The 14,260-nt window shown below is 64.5% G+C and carries 13 protein-coding genes; 10 read left to right on the forward strand and 3 right to left on the reverse strand.

Going from position 1 to position 14,260, the window contains the following annotated elements; genetic code table 11:
- The first annotated feature begins 17 nt into the window (after window positions 1-17).
- The 8 genes from nbaC (at window position 18) to PCA20602_RS06395 (ending at window position 8,571) form a co-directional block, all read left to right on the forward strand.
- Window positions 18-566: a 3-hydroxyanthranilate 3,4-dioxygenase gene (gene nbaC, locus PCA20602_RS06360; protein WP_150720460.1), complete on the forward strand. Its 549-nt coding sequence runs from the start codon at window positions 18-20 to the stop codon at window positions 564-566.
- Window positions 567-570: 4 nt separating this feature from the next.
- Window positions 571-888: a YciI family protein gene (locus PCA20602_RS06365; protein ID WP_174980852.1), complete on the forward strand. Its 318-nt coding sequence runs from the start codon at window positions 571-573 to the stop codon at window positions 886-888.
- Window positions 889-947: 59 nt separating this feature from the next.
- Window positions 948-2,261 carry an amidase family protein gene (locus PCA20602_RS06370; RefSeq protein WP_150720462.1) on the forward strand — a complete coding sequence of 438 codons (1,314 nt, stop codon included), beginning with the start codon at window positions 948-950 and terminating at the stop codon, window positions 2,259-2,261.
- 63 nt (window positions 2,262-2,324) lie between these two features.
- Window positions 2,325-3,254: a LysR substrate-binding domain-containing protein gene (locus PCA20602_RS06375; RefSeq protein WP_150720463.1), complete on the forward strand. Its 930-nt coding sequence runs from the start codon at window positions 2,325-2,327 to the stop codon at window positions 3,252-3,254.
- Window positions 3,255-3,404: 150 nt separating this feature from the next.
- On the forward strand, window positions 3,405-4,508 hold the full coding sequence (locus PCA20602_RS06380; protein ID WP_150720464.1) for a porin: 1,104 nt from the start codon (window positions 3,405-3,407) through the stop codon (window positions 4,506-4,508).
- A gap of 69 nt (window positions 4,509-4,577) precedes the next feature.
- Window positions 4,578-6,014: an MFS transporter gene (locus tag PCA20602_RS06385; RefSeq protein WP_150720465.1), complete on the forward strand. Its 1,437-nt coding sequence runs from the start codon at window positions 4,578-4,580 to the stop codon at window positions 6,012-6,014.
- Window positions 6,015-6,029: 15 nt separating this feature from the next.
- Entirely contained in the window at window positions 6,030-7,508 is a 1,479-nt protein-coding gene (locus PCA20602_RS06390; RefSeq protein WP_150720466.1) for a carboxylesterase/lipase family protein, read from the forward strand.
- Between the two features lie 91 nt (window positions 7,509-7,599).
- The gene (locus PCA20602_RS06395) at window positions 7,600-8,571 is read left to right on the forward strand and encodes a pirin family protein (protein ID WP_246182055.1); all 972 of its coding nucleotides are present in this window, start codon (window positions 7,600-7,602) and stop codon (window positions 8,569-8,571) included.
- Window positions 8,572-8,598: 27 nt separating this feature from the next.
- Here the strand turns inward: PCA20602_RS06395 and PCA20602_RS06400 are convergent, their stop codons facing one another.
- Window positions 8,599-10,146: an MFS transporter gene (locus PCA20602_RS06400; RefSeq protein WP_150720467.1), complete on the reverse strand. Its 1,548-nt coding sequence runs from the start codon at window positions 10,144-10,146 to the stop codon at window positions 8,599-8,601.
- A gap of 102 nt (window positions 10,147-10,248) precedes the next feature.
- Between PCA20602_RS06400 and PCA20602_RS06405 the strand changes: the two genes are divergently transcribed.
- Window positions 10,249-11,151 (forward strand): LysR family transcriptional regulator, encoded by a 903-nt coding sequence (locus PCA20602_RS06405; RefSeq protein WP_150720468.1) that lies wholly within the window; start codon window positions 10,249-10,251, stop codon window positions 11,149-11,151.
- A gap of 96 nt (window positions 11,152-11,247) precedes the next feature.
- Here the strand turns inward: PCA20602_RS06405 and PCA20602_RS06410 are convergent, their stop codons facing one another.
- The gene (locus PCA20602_RS06410; RefSeq protein ID WP_425495640.1) at window positions 11,248-12,429 is read right to left on the reverse strand and encodes an ABC transporter substrate-binding protein; all 1,182 of its coding nucleotides are present in this window, start codon (window positions 12,427-12,429) and stop codon (window positions 11,248-11,250) included.
- Here PCA20602_RS06410 and PCA20602_RS06415 point away from each other — a divergent pair.
- Window positions 12,311-13,012: an alanine racemase gene (locus tag PCA20602_RS06415; RefSeq protein WP_150720470.1), complete on the forward strand. Its 702-nt coding sequence runs from the start codon at window positions 12,311-12,313 to the stop codon at window positions 13,010-13,012. The genes PCA20602_RS06410 and PCA20602_RS06415 overlap by 119 nt on opposite strands.
- A 382-nt stretch (window positions 13,013-13,394) precedes the next feature.
- Here PCA20602_RS06415 and PCA20602_RS06420 read toward each other — a convergent pair whose 3' ends face one another.
- Entirely contained in the window at window positions 13,395-14,084 is a 690-nt protein-coding gene (locus PCA20602_RS06420) for a hypothetical protein (RefSeq protein ID WP_150720471.1), read from the reverse strand.
- Window positions 14,085-14,260 lie beyond the last annotated feature (176 nt).

Below are 14,260 nucleotides of genomic sequence, written 5' to 3' on the forward strand. Positions count from 1 at the left end.
TCCGCAGGAGAAGAGACATGAAAATTCCGGACGCTTTCCATCTGGGTCAATGGACCGAACAGCACCTTCCGACATCGCTCGGCGCGATCGGCAATCGCGAAGTGTTCAAGGACACCGACTTCATCTTTCAGGTCATCAAAGGCCCGAACGCCCGCAACGACTTCCACATCGATCCGTGGGACGAAATCTTCTATCAGCTTCGCGGGCACATCTTCGTCGATACGGTGGAAGACGGCCGCGTCGTGCGACATCGCATCAACGAAGGCGAAATCTTCCATCTGCCGAAGCATGTTTTCCATTCGCCGCGCCGCCCGCCGGGTAGCGTGGGCGTGGTCATCGAGCGTCCGCGAAAAGCCGGTGAAGAAGACGGCATCGCCTGGTTCTGCGAGCACTGCGGCAACATGCTGCACAGCGTGTACTTCTGGTGCGAAGACATCGAAACCAGCCTCAAGCAGTACGTCCAGCAGTTCAATGCCGACGAGCATCTGCGCACCTGCAAACAATGCGGCACCACCCTGCCCGACCCCACGACCGTCCCCCAATGGGACGGCGACGACTGGAAGTAACGCCATGCTCTACATCCTCTATTGCCGCGATGACCCGAGCGTCTCGCACGCGATTCGCAGCGCGCACAAGGACGCGCATCTGGCCTATCTCGCACAGCACACCGATCTCATCGTGATAGGCGGCGCGATGCTGGCGGAAGACGGGCAAACGCGCGTGGGCAGCACCCTCATCCTGAATGTCGATCGACGCGAGCAAGCCGAACAGTTCTCGCTCAACGAGCCGTTCCGTCAGGCGGGTTTGTATGCGTCGGTCACCATCACGCGCATGCGGCGCGCGCAGTGGTTTCCCGAGCACGCGCCAAAAACGGTGGAAGGTCAGTGACGTCGGCGCCGTCAGTGCCGTGTCGCGCGGGGGCATCGTCGGCATCACCCCCTTCGGACATGACCTTCACGCGGCACGCCGAAGCGGCCCTCGAACGCGCACTGGCCGACCGGTGGCACTGCCTGTCGGACGTCACCGCCGCCCGCGCGCTGCGCGACGCCGGGGCGCTGGACTCGACCATTTCCGGCAGCGGGCTGCCGTTGGCCGGCGTGCCTTACGTCGCGAAGAACGCCTTTGACATCGCGGGCATCGTGACGCTGGCCGGTGGACCCTACCCAACACGCCCAACGCTTCCGACGCATCCGACGATCGCCACACCAGCACGACACGACGCCGCTCTCGTGCAGATGTTATCCCGCGCGGGGGCCATCCTCGTCGGTGCTGCGCATATGGACGAATACGCCTATGGCTTCCTCGGCGACAACCCGCATCACGGCCGGGTCGTCAATCCGGCCGCACCGTCGTGCTACACGGGCGGATCGTCGAGCGGTTCGGCGGCGGCCGTCGCCGCGGGCATCGTACCCTTCGCCATCGGCACCGATACGAACGGATCGATTCGTGTGCCTGCGGCGCTCTGCCGGATCTTCGGCCTGAAACCCACGCATGGCGCCCTGTCGCTGGACGGTTGTTTTGCGCTCGCCCCAAGTCTCGACCACGCCGGCGTTCTCGCCAGCTCCCTCGACATGCTCGCACGCGTCTGGCTCGCGCTGGCCCCCGGGCACGCACCGCCTCCCTTGCAAACGCTCTGGGGCGACGTACGCATCGGATGGGCCAGCGGGCCGTATCGACGGCTAGCCAGCGACATGGTCCGTCATGCGTTCGACGCCCTGCGGCAAAGCGCCGCCGACACGCCAGACGTCGCGCTGCCCGACCCACTCGCGTGTCTGGAGACGGCTTCCGTCATCACGGGATTCGAAGCCGCGCAGCAACATCGCGCGCGATTGGCAACCATGCCGGATCGCTATGGCGAGGCCGTCACCCGACGCTTGCGCGCAGCCATGGCCATTCCGTCGTCCACCTATCAGCGCGCACGCGCGACTCAGCATGCCGTGCGACAGCAAGTGGCAGCGCAATTCGAAACCGCGGGCGTCGACGTGATCGTTGCGCCCGTCGCTCCGGTCAACAGTGTCGTCAAGGGACAGTCGACTTGCAGGCTCGATGGCCGGGAGCTATCGGTGCCCGATGCGCTCGGCCTTTTCACCCGGCCGTTCTCGCTGACAGGATTCCCCGTGATGACCGTGCCCGCGACGGCCGCCCCGCCCGGCATGCCGGGCATGGGCAGTCTGAGCACTGCGATTCAGGTGATCGCCCCACCGGGGCGGGAAGATCGGCTCTTCGCGTTCGCGAGCCAGTGGCAGCGCACGGGATTTTGACGGATAGCGCGTTCGCCGGAAGTTTGCCATTCTTGAACGGTCCATTCAGAAGGGCCGGCGACCATGAACCCGCTCCGTACTCGTCTCAAGATTCGTCATATCCAGGTTGTGCTCGCCATTGCCGACATGGGCAATCTGTTGCGCGCAGCCCAGGTACTCAACATCTCTCAGCCCGCCATTTCCAAGGCGCTGTCGGACGTCGAAGATGTCGTGGGCGAGCGCCTGTTCGACCGGACACCGTTCGGCACCCGGGCCACGCCTGCGGGCGATGCGCTGATTCAGTACGGGCGCAACGTTCTTGCCGACATGGACCGCATGCACGATGCGTTGTCCGCCATCAAGCGGGGAGACGCCGGCAAACTGCGCGTCGGCGTCTTCTCACTGATCTCTCAGTGGACACCGTTCATGCGCGCACTCAGTCGTTTGCAGGCCTCCTCGCGTGGCATCCTGCTCACGGTCGAAGACGGCAACATGGAAGACCTCATGCCCAAACTCGACGGCGGCGGCCTCGACATCGTGGTCGGTCGCTATCCGTTCGCCAGTCAGCAGGCACATCACACAGTGAAAGGCCTTTGCGCCGACCGTATCGTCGCCGTGGTGCGCAACGATCATCCGGTGCTGACGCTAGGGGCGATCGGCTTCGACGATCTCGTGCAATATCCATGGATTCTGCCGCCCGAGCGCAATATTGTGCGTCTACAGCTTGAGATGGAACTGGCGGCCTGCGGACTGCGCTTTCGCGACACACCCATCTCCTCGCTGGTGATCCCGCTGAACACCCGCTTCGTGCAGAACACCGATGCCGTCATGCTCATGCCGAGTTGCACAGCACTGGAACATGTGCGAGCCGAATCGCTGGCCATCGTCCCCTTCGACCTGCCCATCAGCGTGGGTCCCCTGATCGCGATCTGGCGAAGCGAGCGCATCGTCGACCGGCTGCGCGACACGTTCGTCAACGCCTTGTCGGCCGAAGCGGAAGGTACCGCCGCGTGACCCGTGGCATCGCTTACCGGATTGGTTAAGTGGCGCGCGCCACAATTCATTATTCTTTCCCCTTCCTGAAATCTACAGTCGATCCAACCCCACCGCAGCCGCACATCGAGTGGGCCTTTCACAGGGATCGACAAGGATGGAGAGGAAGGGATGAAAAGCGATTGGGCGCTCGCGCTGCTCGGCGCGACGTTGGCAACAACGTCACTGACCAGCCACGCGCAAAGTTCTGTCACGCTGTACGGCATCATCGACGAAGGCATCACCTACACCAACAATCAGAACGGCGGCGCCGCCTGGCAAGTGCAAAGCGGCGAGGCCTCCGCGTCGCGCTTCGGCTTTCGCGGCACGGAAGATCTCGGTGGCGGTTATCGTTCGGTCTTCGTCCTGGAAAACGGTTTCGACCCGTCGAGCGGCACCCTCGCGAACAACGGCCGTCTGTTCGGACGTCAGGCCTTTGTGGGCGTCTCGTCGCCATACGGCACCGTCACCCTGGGCCGGCAGTACGATGAAATCGTCGACATGCTCGCGCGTGTCGACGCCAGTCTGCAATGGGGCATCTACTTCGCTCATGCGGGCGACGTCGACAACACCAGCGGTAGCGTGCGCATCAACAACTCGGTCAAGTACACCAGCCCCACCGTTCACGGCGTAACGTTTGCCGGTCTCTACGGCTTCGGCGGTCAGCCGGGTTCGGTCTCGACACAAAGTACCTCGTCTGTCGGGGCGAGCTACAGCGAGGGACCGATCTATCTTGCCGCCGCGTATCTCTACATGAAGAACCCATTGCAAGCCGGGTTCGACAATCTCGCACCGAAAAACGTCATCTATTCCGCCTACGTGCCGTCGGCGACGAGCTGGCGCGTGATCGGCGCAGGCGGGTCGTACAAGCTGGGCGACGTCACGCTGGGCGCCGAATACACGACCACCCGTTTTGCCAATGGCTTCAACAACGCCGACGTGTCGTTCGATAACTACGAGGTGAATGTGGGTTGGGTGCCACGTCCCGATCTGTCGCTCGGCGCGGCGTTCGTCTACACGCACGGCAAGCTCGACGCGACCGGTGCGATACCGAACTACCGGGCCATCGATCTGAATGCGGATTACCTGCTCTCGAAACGCACTGACGTGTATCTGTCGTGCGCCTATCTGAAAGCCGGCGGCGCGGCGCCCGTGGCCGCCATCACCTATATTCCCGCGCCATCGTCCACGCCGACGCAATTGGCGGTGCGTGTCGGCGTTCGACATCGTTTCTGATCTCATGAGCGCCGGCGGCGTTGTGCGACGGCTCGAACAGCCGCCGCCGGTGGTTTGACGGAGAAAGGTATGAGTGAAGTGGTTTTTCCCCCGCAGTCGATCCACGACGTTTTCAATTCCCGCGCGTTCGGCGCACGCCAGTGGACGGTGTTCGCGATGTGCTTTCTGGTGACCGCGCTGGAAGGATTCGATACGACGGTGATCGGCTTCGTCGCCCCTGCCATCTCGGCGCAGTGGGCACTCCCGCCCAGCGCGCTGGCGCCGCTCGTCGGTACCGGTCTCGCCGGGATTCTGCTCGGTTCCATCGCTGGGGGTACGCTGGCCGACAGGTACGGACGCAAATGGGTCGGCGCTGCCGCCATCGCCTGGTTCGCATTGACGAGCCTTGGCTCGGCGCAATCCGCATCGGTCATGCAACTCGTCGTCTGGCGCTTTGCGACGGGATGCGGCGTCGGTGCCGCCATGCCCGTCATGTCAGCACTGGTCGCGGAGTATTGCTCGGACAAGGCGCGGGCCTCGATGCTCGCGGCAACGTTCTGCGGTTTCCTCTTCGGTGCGGCGTCCGCAGGGTTTGCTACCGCGTCGCTGATCGACAGCGTCGGCTGGCGCGGCATGCTGATGCTCAGCGGCGTCGCGCCGCTGCTCGTGCTGCTCGGGTTCGTCGCATGCGTTCCGGAGTCGCCCCGTCACATGCTGGTCAGGGGATGCGGCGACGGCGCCATCCGTCGCACCATGCAGACGATCTTCCCCGATCTCGACACGCGTGGTCTGACGCTGGACAGTGCGAACCGCACCGGGAGGACCGATCCGCCGCGTCACGTGCGTGGCGGCGTTCTCTCGCAGGACCTGCGCACTGGCACCCTGCTGATCTGGGCCGCCGAGTTCTGCGGCTATCTGGTCTTCTTTCTTGTCGGTAGCTGGTTGCCCACTTACCTCAAGAACACCGGTCTGAGCATTGCCGTGGCGTCGCAACTCTCTGCAATGTTTCAGTTCGGCGCGCTGGGCGGTGCCGTGCTGTTCGCATGGGCCGTGCGCCGCATCAACGTGGCGACGGTCGTGGCTGTGGCCTTCGGCGCCGGTGTCGCCCTCATCGTTGCGCTCGGCGCACTTCAGGGTCGTCCCGGCTATCCCGCGATGGTCTTCCTGAGCGGCATGACGGTCGGCGGCCCGCTCATCTGCATCAACACGATTTCCGGGATTTTCTATCCGACAGCGTTGCGCGCGTCGGGCGGGGGATGGACGCTGGCCATCGGACGTCTGGGCTCGATCGTCGGCTCGATGCTGATCGGCCTGATCGTGTCGTCGCACGCATCGTTCGCAATCGTCTGTCTGTCTCTGGCCGCACCCTTGCTCGTCGCCTGCCTCGCAATGATCGGCATGCGCCCCGCCATGGCGCGCGCCACAGGCGGCATCGGCGCGGGCCTATCCAACACGCCCGCCGCGTCGCGCGCACATCCGGCCAAATCGCTCGGCACGGAACACCCCACGGGCCGCAACGCCCACTAGTCCGTCACCATCGACATGACATCTCAGCTCCCGAACCCGCCGCGCGCCATCTGCGACAGCGGTGAACTGGCCGGCGCGACGCACCATGGCGTCGACGCCTTCTTCGATATCCCCTACGGCACGGCGCAAAGATTCGCGCTGCCTAGTGCGCCGCAACGCTGGCAAGGCGTGCGGGACGCGACGCGCCCCGGCCCCGTCTTCCCGCAGGCCCCTAGTCGGCTGAGCGCCGTCATGGGCGACACGCAGGGCTTTTCACACCAGTCGGAAGACGCGTTCACCCTCAACGTCTGGACGCCGACTTCACGCACCGGCGCGAACAACGCACTCCCTGTACTGGTCTGGATACACGGCGGCGGCTGGCTGACCGGCGGTGCGCCGCTGGATTGGTATCACGGCGACGCGCTTGCGCGCAGCGCGCGTGCGGTCGTGGTCAGTGTGAACTATCGGCTCGGCGCGCTCGGCAATCTCTACCTGCCCGGACAGACGCCCGGCAGCATGGCGCTGCACGATCTCATCGCTGCGCTGCAATGGGTCGGCCGCAACATCGGGGCGTTCGGCGGGGACGCGTCGCGCATCACGGTTTGCGGACAATCGGCCGGTGCGTGGTACACGGCCGCGCTGGCGAGTTCTCCCCTCTCCCGGGATCTGTTCTCCCAAGCGATCCTACTCAGTCTGCCCGGGTCGATCGCGCCACAGACACCGGACGACGCTGAATCACTCGGCCGGCAGTTCTGCGCGATGCTGAACGTCCCCGCCGACCTCGGCACCCTTCGTCAATTGCCGACAGCCGCATTGCTCGACGCTCAGGCTGGCCTGGCGCGCACCAACCCCGTCTTCGCCGATATTCCACCCACCTTTCTTCCCACGATTTCAGACGCGCTCCCGGAAGATCTCATCGGCACACTCGCCGCCAGAGGACCGGCGCTCCGACTGCTGATCGGCACGCTGCCCGACGAGATGGGTGCGTTCTTCTCGCACGACAACCGTGTCAAGGAGGCGAACGACGCCGACACGCTGGCCCGTTATCAGGCGTGCTTCGGTCACCACGGCGCGCAACGGCTGGCGTTGCGCCGTCGCCGCGCGCCCGAACTGCGAAATTACGATCACCTGAACCGCGCGGTATCCGACGCGATTTTCCGTGAGCCAACCCAGCGCCTCGCTCGCGGGCTGTCGAGCGCAGGCGGCGACTGTTTCGTCTACGAGTTCAGGTACGCGTCCGCGATGCCGGACGTCGGCGCATGCCACTGCTTCGAACTTCCGTTCCTGTTCGGTACATTCCCGGCATGGGCGCAGGCGCCGATGTTCAGCGGGCTGCATCTGCCGCAGGCGATGTCGGTCGCTGCGGACTTTCAGGCCGCCGTTCTGCGCTTTACCGAAACCGGAGACCCCAACGGCGACCGGCTGCCGTCGTGGCCGCGTTACAACGGAAAAGCACCGATAGCGATGAAATTCGATCAGGCGCCGTCCACCGGCACGTTCACGGTCGACGACTGACCGGGTATCACGCCGTCGCGCACTGCGATTGTTCCGTCCACGCAACTTGAAGTTACCGAAGCGCCTATATTCCGCCGCGAGTCCCGTCGGTATGCTGTCGTTCATACAAAGCCAATGGCAGGGACAGCATATGGACAAGACGAGCGACGCGAGCGCTTCGGTACGGATCTCAGGCGTGATTCGCGGGCATGACATGACCATTCGCGACGACTTCCGGGCGAAGCACTTCGGCGAACAGACCTTCGGCGGCCTGATGGACCCCGTCGTCATGCTGGATCATTTCCACATGACGGCGCCCACGTTTGCGCCGCATCCGCACGCCGGTATCTCCGCCGTCACCTACATGTTCGAGGACGCCGTCGGCGCCCACGTGAACTACGACTCGCTCGGCAACCACGGCCCGATCCTCCCCGGCGCCCTGCATTGGTTTGCTGCCGGTCGCGGGGCCGTGCACACCGAGCAGCCCGAAGGCGACGGGCATCATGTCCACGCGTTGCAAATCTTCGTCAACCTGCCCGCCTCGCAGAAATACGACGCGCCGTATGCGTTCGACGTCGCCCCCGCCGAGGTCCCCGAGGTGCTCGGCCCCGGCTTCCGCGTGCGCGTCGTCTCCGGTGAGAGCAACGGCGTACGTGCTGTGAAGAACGACGAACTGCCGCAACCGTTCACCCTGCTCGACGGCTTTCTGTCGAGCGCCGCCGCGTTTCATCACGACCTGCCGCGCGGCTGGAACGCGACCGTTTGCGTGATCTCCGGTGCGCTTCAGGTCGACGTTGCCGGGACGACACGGCAGTTAGGCGCAGGGGATGCCGTCGCCATGGGTCTGAGCGCCGACGCCACTCAAGCCGCACTCGCCATCGCCGTTCGTGCAGAGACCGGCGACGGCCACTTCGTCGTCTTGTCCGGCCCGGCGCTCAACGAACCGATCGCGAAGCACGGTCCATTCGTCATGAACTCGGTCGAGCAACTCAACGATCGCCTCTCGGCCTACCGACGCGGCGAATTCGGCGATCTGGACGATGAGACTTTTCCGCAACTGAAAACGTATCGCACGCAGGGGTAAGCCATCTAACATCGCGGCAGACGCCGGTCAGCAAGCCTTTTCGGTCACGACCGGCGTCACGTCGTGCGTCCGCCCGCCTCCACCGAAAGCAACGACACTGAGCAACGCCATTACCCAGGCCCCGGCAACCCCGTACACCATCACGGCGCCGAAACCGTGTACAAGTGCCGCATGCGCCACATGCGCGGCCTGCCCTTGCGGGTCGGCAACCGCGAGCGCATCGAAACTCCCCGCCGCGACTTTCTCCGCGAGCGTGCGCAGTGTTGGCGCATCGACGGCCCCCGACAGCGCGCTGGTCAGATACCCGTGCACCCCCTTGAGCAGAATGAAGCCCATCAGCGCGATGTTGACGGCCAGACTGATCAGTCGCGCGCTCATGTCGATGCCCGACGCCATGCCGGCACGGTTGGCCGACACCGCGCCCGTTGCCGTGTTGGTCACCGGCGTGTTCGTCAGCCCCAGCCCCGCGCCGCACAGCAGGCAACCCGGCAGCATCGTGAGCCAACTGGCATGCGCCATGCCCGAGCCGATCTTCATCAGCAAAAAACCCAGACCGATGGTGAACAGACCCAGCGGAATCACGCGACGCGCATCGATTCGCTGCGACAGACGCTCGGCAAACGGCGGCACGACCAGCGTCGGTAACGTGTAAGCCAGCAACGCCCATCCCGCCTCGACGCTCGAATACCCCAGCGCCCCCTGAAAGTAGATCGGCAGGTAGATCATGAACGACCAGTAGCTGAAGTTCATGCCCATCGAGCCGAACATCGCTCCCGAAAAACGGCGAATCCGGAAGACGGAGAAGTCAAACATGGGGCGCGGACTGCGCTTCTCGACCCAGAGAAAGGCAAGGAAACACGCGAGCGTCGCAGCGGCAATGCCCAGCGCCTGCGGACTGCTCATGCCGAGATCGGGCCCTTGCGTGATGAAGTACACGAGACCGAACGTCGCCAGCGACAGCGTGACGATGCCCGGCACGTCGAGGTAGTCCGCATGCGGATCGCTCGATTCCTGCACACCGGCGAACACCAGCCCGAGCGCCACGATCGCGAGCACCACATGCACAAGAAAGACCCACTGCCAGTCGGCAACGGCAACGATCATGCCGCCGACGATAGGGCCAAAACCGAGTCCGATGCCAAAGATGATGCCCCAGGCGCCGAACGCCTTGCTGCGCTCCTGCCCTTCGCGGAACTGGTGCGAGAGCAGCGCCACCTGACAGATCAGCATCGCGCCCCCGCCCATGCCCTGCAAGAAGCGGCTGACGATCAGCACCGGCGCACTCTGCGCCAGACCACAGGCGAGCGACGTCAGCGCAAACACCACGATGCTGATCACGTAGACGCGCCGACGTCCGAAGCGGTCGGCGAGCGTGCCGGTGGCCATCAACACCGTGGTACAGGCGAGCGTGTACGCGTTCATGATCCACTGGATGTCCTTGAAGTCGGCGTGCAGCACGCGCTCAAGGGTCGAGAGTATCGTCGGTATGCTTGAGATTTCGAGGCCGAACATCAACGATGTCAGGCAGATGGCGGCGAGCGCCAGCGTATTTTTGGGGGCGCGAGAGCGTGTCATGAGTATCGCGAAAGGAATGAGGTGAGAGGTAATATATCGGGAATCAGATTCCCGATTACCGACATTTCTTCCCGCGATACGCGCCCCAATGGACCCAATAGAATGAACAAACTCGACGGTGTGGCGGTCTTCGTCCAGGTCATCGAAGCCGGCAGCTTCACGCTCGCCGCCGAGCGGCTGCATCTCACGCGTTCGGCCATCGGCAAAGTGATTTCGCGTCTCGAAGCGCGGCTGGGGGTGAGGCTGCTGCATCGCACGACGCGAAGCCATACGCTCACGGAAGCCGGGCGCGTCTATTACGAGCGCTGCGTCAGAGCGCTGGCCGAACTCGATGCTGGGGCAGCGGAAGTCGAAAGCGGCCTGACCGAGCCGCGCGGCCGCCTGCGCGTGAGCGTGCCGATTGCCTTCGGCCATCAGTGCGTGGCACCGGTGTTGTTCGGGCTGGCGCGTCAGCACCCGAAGCTGCAAATCGACATTTCATTCTCAGACCGCGCCGTCGATCTCATCGACGAAAACGTCGACCTCGCGGTACGTATCGGCGAGTTGCGCGACAACACCACGCTGGAGGCCCGGCGTCTGGGCACGCAGTACCTGAGCATTGGGGCGTCGTCGTCCTATCTCGAGAAATACGGGATGCCCGTCACGGTCGAGGACTTCGAAGGGCACATGGCGATCTCGTACTCGTGCGACGGCGCGACGTCGAAATGGCGAATCCTCGACGCCGACGGCGACGAACGGGAACTGCATATCACCCGCCAACTGAGTCTCGACGACGTGCAGGCCATCGCAGACGCGGGCATTGCCGGTCTGGGACTGGTGTATCTGCCGTGCTGGCTGCTTGAGCGGCACGTGGCGGCGGGCAATCTCGTCGCGGTGCGCGAACGCTGCGGCGTGCGACCGCAACCGATCCATGTCGTATGGCCGAAAACGCCCTACCTGCCCTCCAAGACACGCTGCGCCGTCGATGCGCTGGCGCTGGAGATTCCGAAGCTGAAACTCGGTTGAAGCGGTAGCGCCCCGTCCGTCGCGGAACCCCATCGACCGGACCGGGGCGTCGCAGAAGACGCCCGGACATCCGTCGTCCGGGCGCAAGCGAACGGCTTATCGGCCAGCGGGCTCTGCCAGACGCCACTGAGCGTGTTCGATCTTCACCATCACGCGCGCGCGAGCGTCGAGCCCCGCGTGATCGGTCGGACTCATGTTGAAGATGCCCTGCGATCCGGCGACGTCATGCACGTTTTCCAGCCCGTCACGCAGTGCCGAACGGAACGCTTCGGTACCCGGCTTCGCAACCTTGAGGGCGCCCTTCACCGCGTTTTGCAGCAGCAGACCGGCATCCCAGCCGTTCGCGCCGAAAGGCGACACGGTGCCCGCGCCGTAGGCCTTCTCGTAGACCTGCTTGTAACGTTGGGCCGACGCGTACACCGGGTTGGTCTGCGGGAGGTCGTCCACGACCAGCAACGGACCGGCGGGCAACAGCGTCCCTTCGCAATCGGCGCCGCACAGGCGCAGGAAGTCGTTATTGGTCACACCGTGCGTCTGATAGATCACGCCCTGATAGCCGCGCTCCTTGAGCGTCTTCTGCGGCAACACCGCCGGCGTTCCCGCACCGGCGATGAGCACGGCATCCGGATGACCGGCGAGCATGCGCAGTACCTGCCCCGTCACCGACGTGTCGGCACGTGCATAGCGTTCGTTGGCGACGATCTTGATGCCGCGCGCCTGTGCCGACTTCGAGAACGAGGTGTACCAGCCCTCACCGTAGGCGTCGCTGAAGCCGATGAACGCGACCGTCTTCACCTTGCGGCTCGCCATGGATTCTGTCACTGCATCGGCCATCAACGCGTCGTTTTGCGGCGTTTTGAAGATCCAGCGGCGCTTGTCGTCGACCGGTTCGACGATGGCGGTACCGGCGGCGAGCGAGATCATCGGCGTGTGCGACTCGGCAGCCACCGCCGACATCGCCAGCGAACTCGGCACGGTGGTCGAGCCGAAGATCGCATCGACGTGGTCCTCGGACACGAACTTGCGCACGTTGGCTACGGCCTGTGCAGGATCGCTCGCGTCGTCGAGCACGATGTAGGTCACGGCCTCGTTGCCGATGCGCCGGGGCAGCAGCGCAGCCCTCGCTCTGCGGCGCGCGGGCATCGACGCGCCCATTCTGATGTGGCTCTTCGGGCCGAACGAAGATCTGAGCGCCGCCGTGCGGGCCGGTATCGACATTTCGGTCGCGAGCGTTGCGCACCTCGATCTCGTGGCTGAAATTGCGTTGCGTTCGAGCATTCGCGCATGCATCCAATTGAAGATCGATACCGGACTCTCGCGCAACGGCGCGTTGCCTGCCGACTGGCCTGCGCTCACCCATGCGGCTCGCCTGCTGGAACGCGCGGGTCTGGTGCGCGTGAATGGCCTCTGGTCGCACTTTGCCAACGCGGAAGATCCGGCCGACGACTACCTGCACACACAGCAGTCGCGCTTTCACGACGCCATCGCCACGGCCGCGCGCGGCAACGATATTCTCGAAATCGGCGCCTATGTGGTCGACCGCGGGCGCGACACCGTGGCGGTCCATGGCGTGGAAGTCATGCTCACAGCCCGTGAATTCGCCGTGGCGTGGCTCTTTTTCAGCCAGCCGGAGGTGCGCATCAGCCGTGCGCAAATTGCCGGCGCCATCTGGGCCAACGATGAGAGTGTCGTGGGGCGCAGCATCGAGCAACACGTCTATAAGCTGCGCAACCGGCTGGGATTGCGCGGCGACCACGGTCTGGTGCTCCGCACCGTCTACGGCGGCGGGTACACGCTGGAGCGGCAAGGGCAACGCGTGGAACCCGCGCAGCGTAACGCCGGGAGCTTTGCGCCGGCCTGAGCGAAGCACTGACTGTTATCGCGAAGTCGGCATACGCGCGATGACCGTCGCGCGGTTACGCTGCCCAGACTGCGGTGCTGAACGCCATCGGACGTGACGTGAGTCCGACTGACGCGACGCAACGTGCCGCGCACGCCCCGCCTGTCCCGACGCCTAGTGAGATCGCCATGCCGCCAAGACTGCCGCGCGCTCTGCCGCCCACGCCAACGTCAGTGCCTACGGGCACGACTGGACACCCGTCGCCGTCTCCTGGCGCCGGCGCACCACCGTCGCGGCCGACTGATATCGCCCAATGGCATCGGGCGTTAATCGAATGTCCGGAGATGGGTATGAGTTTTTCCTGGCGAGCCGCGTGGTGGTCGCGGCTCGATCGCGATCGACGTCAGGCAACGGCCATCGACAATGCAAACTGGCGCACGCTGTGGGGAATGCCGGCGAGCTCGGACGCCGCAATGCCCGAGCCATCCTGCTTGTCCAGTTTATCGTTCGGTAGCGTGCCACCGCCGTCCACGCGTCGCCCGGTCAATGGCGTTGCGCTCGTTTTTCGGGAACGCGCGCGGCAAACGAGCCGGATGTCGGGAACGAGTTCCCCTGGAATGGGCACGTCGTTAGCGAGGATGCTGCGCATGCCGGCGAGCACGCCGGCGGCGTCGACCTCCTCTTCTCTCGCGCGCACCATCAGCGTTTCGATGGCGGAGATTTCCGCGCGCGCCGACGCGAAGGGTGCCGTGCCGGAACGCCCTATGTAGTCGGCGAAACGGTCGCGCAGTGCGGCGAGTGAATCCGAGTACCGGCGAGTCTTGAGCACGCGGGCCAGCATGCCGTTCCTGGCGAAGACGTCGACAACGTCAGCATCGACGAAATGCCTGTGATCGGCGATCAGTTGATCGAGCGTGCTGCGGCGCAAGTCTGGGATGGCGCGTTCGGCAACGCGCGAGACCGAGGTCCGATATCTTGCACGCAGCGCCACATCGCGTCTGGCGAGGCCTTCGAGTTCTTTGCGCGATTTGTCCATTGCTGCGGCGAGCCGTTCGATGGCGTCGCGCATGTCCTGGCTTCCGGGGTGCTCCATTCCTGCTCCGACAACGCGAGGTGCAAGCCGCATCGGCAACATGCCGATAACGAACGTGATCACCTGTCGCGGACGATGCTACCCATCAAACAAGGATAAATCGTGGAGACATTGCGCAGAATCGGGTGAACTCGTATAGTGTCGGGCGTGAGGACGACCTCACCTGTCGAAGATAC

Source organism: Pandoraea capi, from assembly GCF_902459735.1.
GTDB lineage: Bacteria > Pseudomonadota > Gammaproteobacteria > Burkholderiales > Burkholderiaceae > Pandoraea > Pandoraea capi.